Here is a 14,450-nt window from a genome sequence, read left to right as displayed (position 1 = left end):
TCGCCAACCGGGAAGCGCATGGTCACGAATTCCTCGGCTGCGGATGGGTGCACGGCTACGGTCTGGTCGAACTGGTGATGGTTGGCGTGGCGCTGGACCGATCAACGCCTGACAGCTTCGCCGCGTTTGAAACCGCGTGCCGCAAACTGCCCTTTATCCTTGATTGCCATCTGGTGGCGGGAGATTTCTATTACTTCCTGAAAATCCGGGCTGGCGACATGGCCGATTTCAATCACCTGCATGGCGATCAACTGATTGCGCTTCCCGGTGTGCGGCAAACGCGAACGTTTTTCGTGATGAAAGAGGTTGTCGATAATGCGCCGTTGGCATTCTAGATGCCTCACGAGAAAAACTTTCATCATAAAATATAGACTTATTTGATATCTCATTCATCATTTGTATTGAAGTTTAAAATATTAACCATATGATTTTAATGATTTTTTTTAATTAATTAATTCGTTAAATATTTAATTAATTAACTCGCATCAGAAGAATACCATTCGCGACAAAAGTTTTTACTCTCAAACTCTCTTGACCAACACTGCAAAACCGGGCAAACTTGCGGTAGATTAGCTCAGGATAATAATTATGTCTGATGAACCCAAAAGAAAGAGTCCTCGATATCCTTCATTGAGCTTAGAGGACGCTCTCAGCAAAGCGCTTCAATTCTACGATGCCAATCATTTGCATCCTGTAGCCAATGATGCAGCAGCACAGAGCATGGGCTATGCTGGAGCCAACAACGGGGCCTCCTTGTCGACTTTGGCGGCTTTGAAATATTATGGCCTGGTTGATCGCGTTGGAAATGGTAAGCTAGCTGCAAGTAAAGACTTGGAGACTTATAGATACGCCCCCAGCGCAACAGAAAGAAAAAAAATACTGCGAAAATGGCTTCTGAACCCGCAAATTTTTGAAGAGATTTACCAAAAATACGATGGACACTTACCATCGGATGCAGCAGTCAAATATGACCTGATTCAGATGGGGTTCATTCCAGACAAAGCAGAAATTTGCGTAAAAACTTTCAAAGATTCCATATCGTTTGTAGATGCAAAAGCGGGAGATGATGAAGCCATATTCTCGCAAGGAGAATATTATTCGCCTGCCGAAACTCCGGAAATAAAAGAGCCGAAGCATACCATAGCGGTTCAGGGCCAAACACATCAGCCCCCATCTCTCTCCACCGAGACAGACCGGATACCTGTACGCCTGCAAGGAGGACGGAGAGCATGGCTTGAAATACCGATACCGTTTTACAGTTCCGATAAAGAGATAATAAAAAAGCAGATCGAACTACTGATCACCGATGATGATGATAAGCCTTCATAGAAAACTGCCCCGTAGCTCTAACTACAGGGCAGCAAACAATCCTCCAGGGTACACAGGATTTGCCCCCATCGGAGGGCCGGGAAAGTCCCAGCACACTTGTTTTGGTATACATAGCGTGCCTTGTAGTGGACTCCGGTGTCAACAAAATCCTGCGAAAGTAAGGAATTCCAATGACTGTGTCAGAGGATCTACCTCCACCGGGGTATCGTTATGTCTATTCTAAGTACATCACGAATCGCCACACCGGTCGCCGTATCTATAACAAGAACGGAAAATGCTTCCGTTTCTTAGTTAAGATTTAAAATCCAGAAGGGATGGTATCACGTGATGCCATCCCTTTTGGTTAAAAATCACTCACCAACCGGGAAGCGCATGGTGACGAATTCTTCCGCCGCCGACGGATGCACCGCGACGGTCTGGTCGAACTGGGCCTTGGTTGCGCCCATGCGGACCGCAATGCCGATACCCTGAATGATTTCGGCGGCGTCCGGGCCGACCATATGCGCACCAAGAACGACGTCGGTGGTTTTATCGACGATGAGTTTCATCAGCGTTTTTTCATCGCGCCCCGAAAGAGTATGGCGCATTGGTTTGAAGGTCGATTTGTAAATGACGACTTCGCCCCCCTTCGCGCGGGCTTCTTCCTCGCTCAGGCCAACCGTGCCGACCGGTGGCTGGCTGAACACCGCGGTCGGGATGGCGTTATAGGACATCGACCACGGTTTGCCGCCAAATACCGTATCGGCGAACGCCATGCCTTCCTTGATCGCGACCGGGGTCAGTTGGACATGATCGCGGACATCGCCAACCGCATAGATATTTGGCACGCTGGTTTGCAGCCCCGCATTGGTGATGATGGCACTATTATCCTTAAGCTCCACCCCGACCTCCTCAAGACCCATGCCATGGGTTTTCGGTTTGCGGCCGGTGGCAAACATGATGGCATCGACAACCTGATGTCCGCCGCCGGTCAGAGTCAGGGAAAGCGTCCCGTCGTCATTTTTGCTGATCGCGGTGACATTGGTGTTCAGCTTAAGGTCGATACCTTTTTTGACGATTTCCCGGGCCAGGTGTTCGCGAATATCATGATCAAAACCGCGCAAAATCTGATCGCCGCGATAGAATTGCGTCACCTGCGCGCCAAGGCCTGCGAAAATCCCGGCAAATTCAACCGCGATATAGCCGCCGCCAACAACGGCAATCCGTTCGGGCAGATCGTCAAGGTGGAAGGCCTCGTTGGAGGAAATCGCGTGCTCGACACCGGGAATATCGGGCAGTGATGGCGTGCCGCCCACCGCAATCAGGATACGATCCGCCGTTACGGTTTTATCGCCAACGGCAATGGTGTGTGCATCCTTAAGCACCGCGCGGCTTTCGAACAGTTCGATATTCGATCCCGCCAGAAGCTTTTTATAGATGCCATTCAGGCGGTCGATTTCCGCATCCTTGTTGGCAATCAGCTTTTTCCAGCTAAAGCTGGGCTCGCCCGGAAGGGTCCAGCCATAGGCGGCCGCATCTTCGAAATCCTCGGCAAAATGTGCGCCGTAAACCAGAAGCTTTTTGGGCACACAGCCACGAATGACACAGGTACCGCCAACGCGGCTTTCCTCGGCAATCGCGACCTTTGCCCCATAGCCAGATGCAACGCGTGCTGCCCGCACCCCGCCCGATCCGGCACCGATGACAAACAGGTCAAAATCATAATCCGACATGCGGAAATCCTTATTTCTCGATCATGGTGATCATTGCGTGATATGGGGCCAAATGTAGGGCGGAAATCACAAGAGTCGAGGCAAAAGCCGCCCCTTTGCGATGAATTTCGCGTTATCGCGTTAAAAAATGCCCCGGAATGCCGGTTCACCCAACCGAAGATAGCATTTGGTAATTTTCTTGCTATATGCTGAAAAGAGCCGGTGATTTGATGAACGGCCCCACAACACAGGAACAACGCCCATGAGTGACCGGATGACAGGTCAGGACGCATCGTTTGACAATGCCCCGCAATATGCAGATACGCGCGGCGGCAATACGGCTGTCGTCTGTTACGGCCTGATGATTGCGACCCTGTTTACCGCCTTTGCCACCGGTCTGATCGCGCTGATCGTTGCCTATGTCGCGCGCGAGGATGATGATCACTGGACCAACAGCCATTACACATTCATCATCCGCACATTCTGGATCAGCATCCTTTATGCGATCATTCTGGGCTTTTTCACGCTGGTGATCGGCTGGGTGCCGCTTCTGGGCTGGGCAATTGTCGGGCTGATGGCGCTTTATACCACCGCGTGGTTCATCGGGCGCAACGTGATCGGTCTTTTGCGCGCGCTTAACGGCAGCCCGATTGATAATCCGAAAAGCTGGTTCTTCGGATAAGATCACACTGATTTGGCGCAATCGGTTTTGTCCGATTGCGCCCGACTCCCCACCCCGTTAAAGTCGGGTTTGCGGACGCACACACGACACGGACAGGGAGTCGCATCGCCATGGGTTCGATGCAACCGGCCAAAATGCGCTGGGAAAATCTGCTTTCACCACACCGGCTTGATTTTCGGGATGGCAAGATCCGCCTGCCCGATGGTGATCCGCATCCAAGCCCGGATGGCAGAAGCCCGTTCCAGATCGATGTTGACCGGATCATTTTTTCATCCTCGTTCCGCCGTCTTCAGAACAAGACACAGGTTCATCCGCTTTCGGAAAATGACCATGTGCATACCCGCCTGACCCACACGATAGAGGTCGGATCGGTCGGGCAGTCGCTTGGCCTTATGGCGGGTGCGCATATCGTCAAACACCTGCCAAAAGACAGCCCGATCACCATCGCCGATATCGGTTACATGGTGCAGGCCGCGTGCCTTGCGCATGATATCGGCAACCCGCCATTCGGCCATTCGGGCGAGGATGCGATCAATGAATGGTTCACCACATCACGCCTTGCCAAGGAAGAACTGACCGGGCGGCTGACCGGGCCGGAGCTTGAAGATTTGCGGCATTTCGAAGGGAATGCGCAAGGGTTGCGCATCATCAGCCAGCTTGAAATGAAGCGGTTTGACGGTGGGCTGAACCTGACTTACGGGACGCTCGGCAGCTTTATCAAATATCCGCGCAGCACGTCGGTGCCCGATAGCAGACGCCGCGAATATACCGGGCTTAAGAAACCCGGATATTATCAGGCGGAACGCGACATTGCCCATGCGATTGCCAATGTTTGCGGGTTATCGCCGCTTGACGGGTTTGACGGCGCGTGGCGACGCCATCCGCTGGTCTATCTGGTCGAGGCGGCCGATGACATCTGTTATTCGGTGGTCGATCTTGAAGATGGCTGGGAACTTAATTGTGTGAGTTTCGAGCAGGTCGAACGCGCCCTTGCCCCGATTGCCCGCCACCCGGAAAAATATCCGGGTGATGCCGAAAAACGCTGGGCCGATTTGCGGGCAGAGCCTTGGTATGCCGAGAAATCCGAAGATGACCGGATCGGCTTTTTGCGCGGCAAGGCGATTGGCAATCTGGTGAAGGCGGCGGTTGATGCCTTTATCGCGCATGAGGACGCGTTGCTTTCGGGCACACTGGAAGGTGATCTGCTGGCCAATACGCCGCTTGGCGTAGATGCCAAAAACTGCAAGATGCTGGCGGTTGAACGGATTTATAACGCGCCGCATGTCCTGCCGATTGAAATGGCCGGGTTCGAGGTGATCAACGGCCTGCTTGACAGCTTTGTCCGGGCGGCAATCGACATTGAAGAACATCAGAAACACGGCAAGCGCCTGCCGCCGCAGGCCGACCGGATCGACAAACTTCTGTCGGGGAAGCTTTCGGAAGCCGACGGGCTTTATGCCCGGATCATGCGGGTGATGGATTACATTTCCGGCATGACGGACCGCTATGCGGTGACGCTGTTTCGCAAACTTCAGGGCATTACGATTTAACGCGAAAGCCCGGCAGGTTCGCCCGCCTAAGATATTGATAAATATACCATTCTTTCCGTGCCGAGCTTTGATTGGGAACTTTTTCCGGTTTTCTTTGAAAAAGTTCTTGATTTGTTCTTTTGGTTGTGGCGTAAAGATAAAGTCAACAGGACAAATGGGTCCGGAGACAAAACCCGCAAAGCGTGATTCGCTTTTGCGGGTTTTTTGCGTTTCGGGCGGCAAAAACAGGAATGAGAAGATGACGGGGCAGCGATCTGACGCGATGACATGGCGGGGGCGGTATCGCCAAAGGGGCATCACCGGTGCATGGAAAAGTCATTACGGCGGTGGTGCGTCCGGGCCGTGAGGCCGTCGGAAACTTACGAAAACGGGTGTTTATCATGACGGGAGAAATGTGCCCTTGGGGCAAGGGTGTTGGTTCGGGGCAGCGATAGCCGGGGCGAGGCGAAGTTCGTCCGGTCCGTTTAGTCCAGTCCGGTCGTTGAAGCGTGACAATGCCGAGAATCAGCGGGCCCGAATTGCGCCCGGATTGGGTCGGCACGGGATCGGCTGGCAGGATCGGTTGCCAGCGGGCCGATGGATCGTTCGGAGATGCCGAAAGGCTGGTCATCGATGGCGGGAGTTGTGTGCCTGCCATTCGGCAACGTTGTTGCCCTTGGGGTGAGGTGCGTTTTGGGGCAACCGAGAGCGGGGGCCGTCCGGGGCGTGGTCCGTCCGGTCGGTGGCGTTTGGCGATACCGGGGGCAGCGGGGTTGGTTGGCTGGCTGGATTGGTTGGGCGATGGATCAAAACCGTCATTCCGGGCGAAGCGCAGCGCAGACCCGGAATCCATGCCCCGTTGAAAGAGACTGGATTCCCGCCGTCGCGGGAATGACGATCAGGTTGGGAGTGCTTTGTCAGCGGTCCGGGGTTGGCTGGCGGGATTGGTATGGCGATTGATCAAAGCCGTCATTCCGGGCGAAGCGCAGCGCAGACCCGGAATCCATGCCCCGTTGAAAGAGACTGGATTCCCGCCGTCGCGGGAATGACGATCTGGTTGGGAGTGCTTTGTCAGCGGTCCGGGGTTGGCTGGCGGGATTGGTTTGGCGATGGATCAAAACCGTCATTCCGGGCGAAGCGTAGCGCAGACCCGGAATCCATGCCCGATTGGAAGAGGCTGGATTCCCGCCGTCGCGGGAATGACGATCTGGTTGGGAATGACGATCAGGTCGGGAAGGCTTTGCCCGCAATCTGAAAAGCCCGGCACAAGGACCGGGCTTTGATTTTCAGATGATGTAGTGGATGCCGCATTCGGTCTTGTCCTGCCCGGCCCAGCGACCGGCACGGACATCGGTTGAATTGGGATCAACCCGATCCGTGCATGGCATGCAGCCAATCGACAGGAAGCCTTCGGCTTCCAGCGGATGATGCGGCAGGGCGCGGTTTTCGAAGATATCTTCGATATCAGCCCGGTTATAACCGGCCAGCGGATTGATCTTGATCCGGGTACCGGCGGTTTCGATCACGGGTAATTGCCCGCGTTCGCCACCGTGAAACCGTTTGCGCCCGGTCAGCCACGCGTCATAGCCCTTGAGCGCACGTTGCAGTGGTTCGACCTTGCGCAGATAGCAGCATTTGGCGGTATCCGTGGCAAACAGCATGCCGTTGGGATCATCCGCCGCCAGAAGCGTTTCATCCGGGCGCATGATCTGGATATTGGTCAGGCCAAGCTGATCAACGAGCTGTTCACGATAGCGATGGGTTTCGCCAAACAGCTTGCGGGTATCAAGGAAGATCACCGGCAGGTTGGGATCGACTTCGGAGACAAGGGCAAGCAGTGCCGCGGCCTCTGTCCCAAAGGACGAGGTCATGGTGATTTTGCCGTGGAATTCCTCGTGCACCATCGGTTCGATCAGGGAAATGCCCTGCAAGTGGCCGTATCGCGACAGCAGATCGGCCGCGCGGACTTCGGCTTCCTCGACCGACATCGAGCCGCCGGTGACAATGTCTTCTTCGCGCATGACGGTCATCACAACCATCCCCGACGGTCGATATAATCGTCCGTCATTTTCAGGAGCTGTTTCATATCCGCCCCTTCGGCCTTCCATTTTTCACGCTGACCGGAAAGCTCGCGCAGGCGCTGATCCCATTTGGGCACCAGCCAGTTTTCAATCGCACGGCGGATACGCCCGGCCAGACGCGGGCTGTGCCCGTTGGTCGACACCGTAATCATCAGATCACCGCGCGTTACCCGCGCTGGCGAGAAAAAATCGCAGTATTCCTTGACGTCCTCGACATTGGCAATCGTGCCGACGGCCTTGGCGATGGCGGCCAGTTCGGCGGCCTTTTCATGCGGCAAATCGACAATAAACAGGATTGCAGCCGCGTTGACATCGGCCGAATTCGGGAGATAGCGGTGCAACCGGTCGCCGGCCTGGTCGACCAGTTCGGCAATCGGGTCTTCGGCATAAACGGTGACGTATCTCGCCCCATCACCGTCAAGCTGGCGCAAACGGTTCAGGGTTGCCTGACCGTTGCCCACCAGCGCGACCGACAGCCGCGCAAGGTCCAGATTGATGGGAAACATCGTCGATCCTCAAAAGAAAGTTTCTGTTGGTTGATTAAGACTATGATTGTGTATATCGGACAATTCAATACATTTTTTATGTGTTTTATATTTATAGAACACTATTTATTGCGCAAATACGTTTCGTGATCCGGCCCCGATGACGGCCGTAAAAGCACTACGGTGAAGCTTTTCCTGCACTTTTTGAAATTTCATCCTATATTGGGCGCGAAATTAAGCGCTTCGCATGACAAAGAGATCCCGCCGATGTCCCCGATTGAGCATACCAGCAGCGTTTCATCCGCCCTGCCCCATACCGCAACCACAGCCCCCGCCCCGCACAAGAATGTTGCGATGTGGCTGTTTTTTGTGGCGGCCATGGTGTTCATCATGGTGGTGATTGGCGGCCTGACGCGATTGACCGAGTCCGGGTTATCCATCGTGGAATGGCGGCCGTTTACCGGGATCATCCCGCCGATGAACGAGGCGGACTGGATGGCGCTTTATCAGCAATACAGCCAGTATCCTGAATTCCAGAAGATCAATGCCTGGATGTCGGTCGAGGATTTCAAATCGATCTTCTGGCTGGAATTCATTCACCGGCTTTGGGGCCGGTTGATTGGCGTTGTGTTCTTTGTGCCGTTTGTCTGGTTCCTTGCCAAAAAATCCATTGATGGCGCGACCAAATGGAAGCTTTGGGGCCTGTTCATCCTTGGCGGGTTGCAAGGCGCAATGGGCTGGTACATGGTCATGAGCGGCCTTGTCGACCGCCCCGATGTCAGCCAGTACCGCCTGACCGCGCATTTCGGTCTGGCGCTGGTGATTTTCATCGCGTTGATGTGGGTCGGGTTTAATCAATATGCGCCGCGCGGCATTTCAACCCCTGCCTCCAAACGTGGCTGGCAGCTTTTGACGCTGATCGTGTTTACCGCCCTGTCGGGTGGCTTTGTTGCCGGGATCAATGCCGGACATACCTATAACACCTTCCCGCTGATGGACGGGCAACTGATCCCCGACGGGCTGTTTGTCTATAGCCCGGCATGGCTGGCCCCGTTCGAGGACCATATGACGGTACAGTGGGATCACCGGTGGCTGGCGAAACTGACCTTTATCGCGGTGCTTCTGTTCTGGTGGCGGGCCGGGAAATGGAACCTGTCACCGCAGCAACGCCTTGCCACCCATCTGGTGCTGGCGGCGGTTTGCCTTCAGGTGACATTAGGGATTTCAACGTTGCTGAGTGTGGTGTGGTTGCCGCTGGGTGTGGCGCATCAGGCGGGGGCGGTGGTGCTTGTCGGGGCGATGACTTATGCGGTTTACAGGTTGTCTGAGGATCGGGGTGCTTGAAGGGGTTTGATGGCAGAATATGCGCACCCCAAAGCTGATGCTAAAAATAAATCTGTCCCCTTTTGGGTTATGCTCCCCTTTCTAGTCCAGAATATCCAATATCACCTTTAATTATCTTAATTGTCTGCCATGATTAGGGTTTAGCTGCGTAATGCTCGATAGCCTTAGATATACGACCTAACAAAGAATCGAATTTGGAAAAATCTATTGAGTCGGCATTTGGACGGACAACAGATTTTGCAAAAGCCTCTTTGCTAAGATCCTTCAATGGATCAATCTTGCTTGCGGTATTTAACTTCTTTCCATTTACCTTGTAATTCCTCCATTCCTTGGGAAACAGGTCTTCAATGCAGGTACCGTTTGATCCATTCTCTGGTGTTTTCACAATATAAAGATTATCCGTGACATTATAAAAGTCGGAAGTCGATTTCAGGTTTATTGAAACCCCAAAATTCTTCTTCACCGTGCTTGCTACGCTTGCAAGCCCTTCATCATTATCCAGAACGATGATTACCGGATGCTCCATGGGTTTGTGAAGAAGTGGTTTATGCGCCTCCTTTGATGGCCTGAGATTCCTCAAATAATCAAGAGGAATGGATTTCAAATCCCCAGTACCTCCCCCCAAATCCATGATCTCATGAGCCAGCCCTTCGTAATTGAAATATCGGACAGCGTGATTAAATCCGTCTTCGCCCAAGACACCCAGCACGGGGTGGGAATCTGCCCGACTTTGAATGGCTTCCCGAAGATAAATTGGATCAGTCTTTCCCTCTGTGACAATTAGAGGCGCCTTGAGTGCCATGAAATATTTATAAAAGAGGAAACGCCGATACAGCTTTCGGATTGCGCGTGGTTGCTGCCGCTGCTCCTGCACTGATCTACGTTCTTCGCTTTGGGTAACGGTATAAATATGTCCCAAAATGCCTTCAAGTGGGCTGAGGCTATCGATGAGCTCCGGCACTGGCTCTTCGCCCTCACCTGCTGGTGGCTGCGTGACCGTAAAATATTTCCCTGTCTGGAATAGAGAGTCACACATTGCACGAGCACGACGATAATAGTCACTGCGGATATTGACCTTTTCATTCACGACAAGGCCCGTAACCATCTGTCTGCTTCCACGAAAATGCATGCGGATTTTGGTATTGTTGATCACAAAACCTGATCCAGTAATCTCGCCTACAAGTTCGTCGCTCAGATGCCAGATCGACGGATCATTCGCATCTACGTGAGCAAGTCCCTTTGGAAATTCTTTCTGGCTTGTAGAAAATGTAATGTCGTCTGCATAGCGCGTATACGTCACGCTATACTTCTTAGCTAGCCGGACCAACCGCATATCCAAAATCTGCGCGATCAGCTCTGATATGACCGGTGAGCATGGGCTTCCTTGAGGCAACGCAGTTCCATCGCAGGCGATTTGCGCAATCGTCGTAGCCACTTCAGGATGAAGATGGAACGCCTTGTCTTTCAGAAAAAACCCTCGAACCCGTCCAAAATTAAAAGATGGGAAAAAATCTTCCAAATCCAAGTTTAGAACCCATCTTCGCCTCTTATGACGCGATGCATTCTCCGCGATAGATCTATCCCGTCGAAATCCGAAAGAAATTGGCTTTGCGCCCCTATCCTTCTCAATTTCAGAGAGACATTGATACAACACATGAGAAAGATGGGATTGAAGTTTTTTGAGTTTCGCTACTGGAGCCTTTATTGTCCGCTTACCCCCAGACTTTTTATCAATCTCGAACGTTGTGTATTTCCGATCTTTAGGCATCTTATACACAATGGCGGTCATTGATGCTGGAGCATACCCCAAGACTGCTGCCAGTTCCTTCCGTGACGTGGCTGCTTTAAGTTTTTTTAGATGTGACACGGAACCTCACGAATAAAAAGGCTTACAGGCACTCCTACGCGTACATCGAGTAATCTAAACACACGAATAGCCCGCAATAAGTATCCAGGAAGCACAAAAGCCCTCCTGAAATTGGTACATATGTCTCGAAACCGGACAACAATTCTGCCTGTAAGCCATTGATATATTTACACCATGCAAGACGCCTCTAGCAACAAAAAAACCTGAGGGCCTACTATACAAGTACAGTATATGATTTTTATCACTCTATACCTGAAGTTGAACACAAATGAGCCTAAGGCCGAACATTGCAGGGCCGCCTGCGTCCAATAAGCTTCCAATCGCTAAGCCTTAGTCTAAAGCAACCTCACCCCTCGTCGCGATGCAGCGCCTTTTTGATGTGGCGCATCGAAACCCAAATCGCGGCAAGGACGACGGGCACGGCGAGGCCGGTGGCGAGGCGGTCGTTGATCGGAAGGCCGGTATCCTTTAGCGCCTTGAACAGATATCCCAGAAGCCCGACGGCGTAATAGGTGATCGCCGCCACGGACAGGCCTTCGACGGTTTGTTGCAGGCGCAGTTGCAGTTTCACACGGCGGTCCATGCTGGCCAGCAGGTCGCGGTTTTGGGCTTCGAGCAGGATATCGACCCTTGTGCGCAGAAGGTTGTTGGCACGCGCGACACGTTTTGAGAGGACTTCGAGGCGGTCACCGATATTCTGGCAGGTGCGCATTGCCGGGGCCAGACGGCGTTCCATAAACTCGGTCATGGTTTGCAGGCCTTCGACGCGTTCCTCGCGCAGTTCGACAAGGCGGGCCTGCAGGATGCGGTAATAGGCGCGCGCCGCACTGAAACGGTAGTTCAGCGAGGCGGCCATTTCTTCGGTCTGGGCGGCAAGGTCGGTCAGTTTTTGCAGGGTGCCTTCGTCGTCGGTATGCGATTTGCTGGCCATTTCGGCGGTGATCGATGACAGGCGGGTATCGATTTCCGAGACCTTGGGCGTTGCGCAATGGGCCAACGGAAAGGCCAGCAACGCCATCATGCGATAGACCTCGATTTCCTTGAGCCGCTGGATCAGACGGCCGGCCTGCAGGACCTCAAGGCCCTGATCGCGGATCAGGATGCGGCCAAAGCCATCGCCATGCAGGCGAAAATCGGTCCAGACCATTGCCGTGCCGCCCAGAACGCGGCTGCCGGTCAGGCCGTTATGATCAAACAGGCGCGATACTTCATCAGACGAACGTTCGTCGCGATCCATCGCGATATGCAAGCCCACCAGAAGCAGCCCCGGGGTGGCAGCAAGCCAGTCCTGCGGGATCAGGTTGATGACCGGATCATCAAACGGATGGTCAAAGGCGGCCTGGCGTTTGAAGACATAGACCGTGAATTCCGCGTGGCGTTCCCAGATGACGGAAAAACCGTCGCACTGGGCTTCGTAATATTTCTGATCGGGTGCCGGGGGTGTCAGGCTGTATCGCTGGCAGAAGCCCTGAAAATGGGTGCGGACATCGGTATCGAGTTCCTCGCCTGCGTGAAAGGCGATGCAGGTGCAGCGGGCCGGGCTTTGCACGCCGCCAAACGGGCGGGCATGGATTTCGTTATGAAGGGCGACACGCTGGGGATGTTCAACAAACATTGCCACGGGCTTTCATAATTGGCCATTGCGGTCTATATAGGGTCAGAACCCTAACGCCCTGACACGTTCTGTATAGACGAAAGTCCAAGGTGGCAGATAGCCCTGAAAACGTAAGGGAAAATACTGTCACAAATGCTTTAATATCGCCCGCTTGGCCAAAACTGGCCGCCCGTCGCCCATCTGTTGCCATCCGGCACGCCCGCAAGGAGGTTTCATGACCGATCTGAGCAAAACCGACAGCCTGTTTTTCGCCAATGGCGACCTTGATCGCGACCGGCTTGAAAAGCAGGTCAATGATGCGCTGGGCGCGGCAGAAGACGGGGAACTTTTCCTTGAATACCGGCAGTCCGAAAGCCTGACATGGGATGATGGCCGCCTGCGCAGTGCGAATTTCGACACCGCACAGGGTTTTGGCCTGCGTGCGGTTGCCGATGAAGCCACCGCCTTTTCGCATTCCAACGAGCTTTCCAATGACGCGGTTGGCCGTGCGGCCGAGACCGTCAAGGCGGTTGGCAATGGAAGGTCGGGCAAGGTCGATCTGGGATCAATCGGCACCAATGTGTCGCTTTATTCCGATGTCAATCCGCTGGGCGAGGCAACGTTCGAGGCGAAGGTTGATCTGCTGGGCAAGATCGATGCCTATGCGCGCGCCAAGGACCCCCGTGTGGTGCAGGTTTCCGCATCGATTTCGGGCAACTGGCAGGCGGTGCAGATCTGGCGCAGCGGCGGGCAGCGGATTGGCGATATTCGCCCGCTGGTGCGGTTTAACGTTTCAGTCGTCGTCAAGCAGGGCGACCGCATGGAAACCGGATCGCATGGCCAGGGCGGGCGCATTGGCTATGACGGGTTCTTTGAAGAAAAAAGCTGGAAATCGGCGGTTGACGAAGCGCTGCGTCAGGCGACGCTGAACCTTGAATCGGTTGCCGCCCCTGCGGGCGAGATGACCGTGGTGCTTGGTCCGGGCTGGCCCGGCATTCTGTTGCATGAAGCCATCGGCCACGGGCTTGAGGGCGATTTCAACCGCAAGGGCACATCGGCCTTTGCCGGTTTGCTGGGTCAGCGGATTGCATCGCCGGGTGTCACGGTTGTTGATGACGGCACGATCCATGATCGCCGCGGGTCGCTTTCGATTGATGATGAAGGCACCCCGACCCAGCGCACGGTCCTGATCGAAGATGGCATCCTGAAGGGCTTCATGCAGGACCGGTTGAATGCGCGCCTTACGGGTGTGAAATCCACCGGCAACGGGCGGCGTCAATCCTATGCCCATGCGCCGATGCCGCGCATGACCAATACCTATATGCTGGGCGGGGATAAAGACCCGGGCGAAATCCTGGCGTCGGTCAAGAAAGGCATTTATGCGGTCAATTTCGGCGGCGGACAGGTCGATATCACATCGGGCAAGTTCGTGTTTTCCGCATCCGAGGCCTATCTGATCGAAAACGGCAAGCTTGGTGCGCCGGTCAAGGGGGCGACCCTGATTGGTAATGGCCCCGACAGCCTGACCAAGGTTTCCATGATCGGCAATGACATGAAGCTTGATGACGGGATCGGAACGTGCGGCAAGGATGGCCAGGGTGTTCCGGTCGGTGTTGGTCAGCCAACACTTCGCATTGATGGTTTGACTGTTGGCGGCACGGCCGTTTAGGTTGAATTTAGAACTTCTTTTGAAGCAAAAGGCCCGGCAAATTGCCGGGCCTTTGTACTTACGAATAAGTATAAAGACCATTGCATAGACTTGGCATCATTCAAACGCATGACTTTCCCACAGGCCGTATAATCAATAATCTATAACGATAAAATCAGACCGGTTTTGTTCAGGTATCG

The 14,450-nt window shown here is 53.9% G+C and carries 10 protein-coding genes and 1 pseudogene; 6 read left to right on the top strand and 5 right to left on the bottom strand.

The window, feature by feature from the left end; genetic code table 11:
* Positions 1 to 71: 71 nt before the first annotated feature.
* Both IT971_RS03100 and IT971_RS03095 read left to right on the top strand, forming a co-directional pair.
* Positions 72 to 335, top strand: a pseudogene (locus IT971_RS03100) (Lrp/AsnC ligand binding domain-containing protein); the annotation flags it as partial.
* Positions 336 to 588: 253 nt separating this feature from the next.
* Positions 589 to 1,329: a hypothetical protein gene (locus tag IT971_RS03095; protein WP_063095947.1), complete on the top strand. Its 741-nt coding sequence runs from the start codon at positions 589 to 591 to the stop codon at positions 1,327 to 1,329.
* A 350-nt stretch (positions 1,330 to 1,679) separates the two neighbouring features.
* On the opposite strand, the gene gor is transcribed toward IT971_RS03095, so the two are convergent.
* Positions 1,680 to 3,041: a glutathione-disulfide reductase gene (gor, locus tag IT971_RS03090; RefSeq protein ID WP_063095945.1), complete on the bottom strand. Its 1,362-nt coding sequence runs from the start codon at positions 3,039 to 3,041 to the stop codon at positions 1,680 to 1,682.
* 241 nt (positions 3,042 to 3,282) lie between these two features.
* Between gor and IT971_RS03085 the strand changes: the two genes are divergently transcribed.
* Both IT971_RS03085 and IT971_RS03080 read left to right on the top strand, forming a co-directional pair.
* Positions 3,283 to 3,702, top strand: a complete 420-nt coding sequence (locus IT971_RS03085) for a hypothetical protein (RefSeq protein ID WP_063095943.1) — start codon at positions 3,283 to 3,285, stop codon at positions 3,700 to 3,702.
* Between the two features lie 110 nt (positions 3,703 to 3,812).
* Positions 3,813 to 5,252 (top strand): deoxyguanosinetriphosphate triphosphohydrolase, encoded by a 1,440-nt coding sequence (locus tag IT971_RS03080; protein ID WP_063095941.1) that lies wholly within the window; start codon positions 3,813 to 3,815, stop codon positions 5,250 to 5,252.
* Positions 5,253 to 6,517: 1,265 nt separating this feature from the next.
* Here IT971_RS03080 and IT971_RS03075 read toward each other — a convergent pair.
* Positions 6,518 to 7,261, bottom strand: a complete 744-nt coding sequence (locus IT971_RS03075; RefSeq protein ID WP_306460229.1) for a phosphoadenylyl-sulfate reductase — start codon at positions 7,259 to 7,261, stop codon at positions 6,518 to 6,520.
* Entirely contained in the window at positions 7,261 to 7,818 is a 558-nt protein-coding gene (locus IT971_RS03070) for a bifunctional precorrin-2 dehydrogenase/sirohydrochlorin ferrochelatase (RefSeq protein ID WP_037991171.1), read from the bottom strand. Before IT971_RS03070 ends, IT971_RS03075 begins: the two co-directional genes overlap by 1 nt.
* Positions 7,819 to 8,064: 246 nt before the next feature.
* Between IT971_RS03070 and IT971_RS03065 the strand changes: the two genes are divergently transcribed.
* Positions 8,065 to 9,141 (top strand): COX15/CtaA family protein, encoded by a 1,077-nt coding sequence (locus tag IT971_RS03065; RefSeq protein ID WP_223304995.1) that lies wholly within the window; start codon positions 8,065 to 8,067, stop codon positions 9,139 to 9,141.
* A gap of 133 nt (positions 9,142 to 9,274) precedes the next feature.
* Here the strand turns inward: IT971_RS03065 and IT971_RS03060 are convergent, their stop codons facing one another.
* Positions 9,275 to 11,008, bottom strand: a complete 1,734-nt coding sequence (locus tag IT971_RS03060) for a retron Ec67 family RNA-directed DNA polymerase/endonuclease (RefSeq protein WP_065701905.1) — start codon at positions 11,006 to 11,008, stop codon at positions 9,275 to 9,277.
* Positions 11,009 to 11,354: 346 nt separating this feature from the next.
* On the bottom strand, positions 11,355 to 12,623 hold the full coding sequence (locus tag IT971_RS03055; RefSeq protein ID WP_063093309.1) for a DUF3422 family protein: 1,269 nt from the start codon (positions 12,621 to 12,623) through the stop codon (positions 11,355 to 11,357).
* A 214-nt stretch (positions 12,624 to 12,837) separates the two neighbouring features.
* Here IT971_RS03055 and tldD point away from each other — a divergent pair, with 214 nt between their 5' ends.
* Positions 12,838 to 14,271 carry a metalloprotease TldD gene (gene tldD, locus IT971_RS03050; RefSeq protein ID WP_007091177.1) on the top strand — a complete coding sequence of 478 codons (1,434 nt, stop codon included), beginning with the start codon at positions 12,838 to 12,840 and terminating at the stop codon, positions 14,269 to 14,271.
* Positions 14,272 to 14,450 lie beyond the last annotated feature (179 nt).

Source organism: Thalassospira sp. B30-1, assembly GCF_015767575.1.
GTDB lineage: Bacteria > Pseudomonadota > Alphaproteobacteria > Rhodospirillales > Thalassospiraceae > Thalassospira > Thalassospira xiamenensis.
Note: the sequence above shows the minus strand (reverse complement) of the source record. Positions and strands in the feature narration are given on the sequence as shown.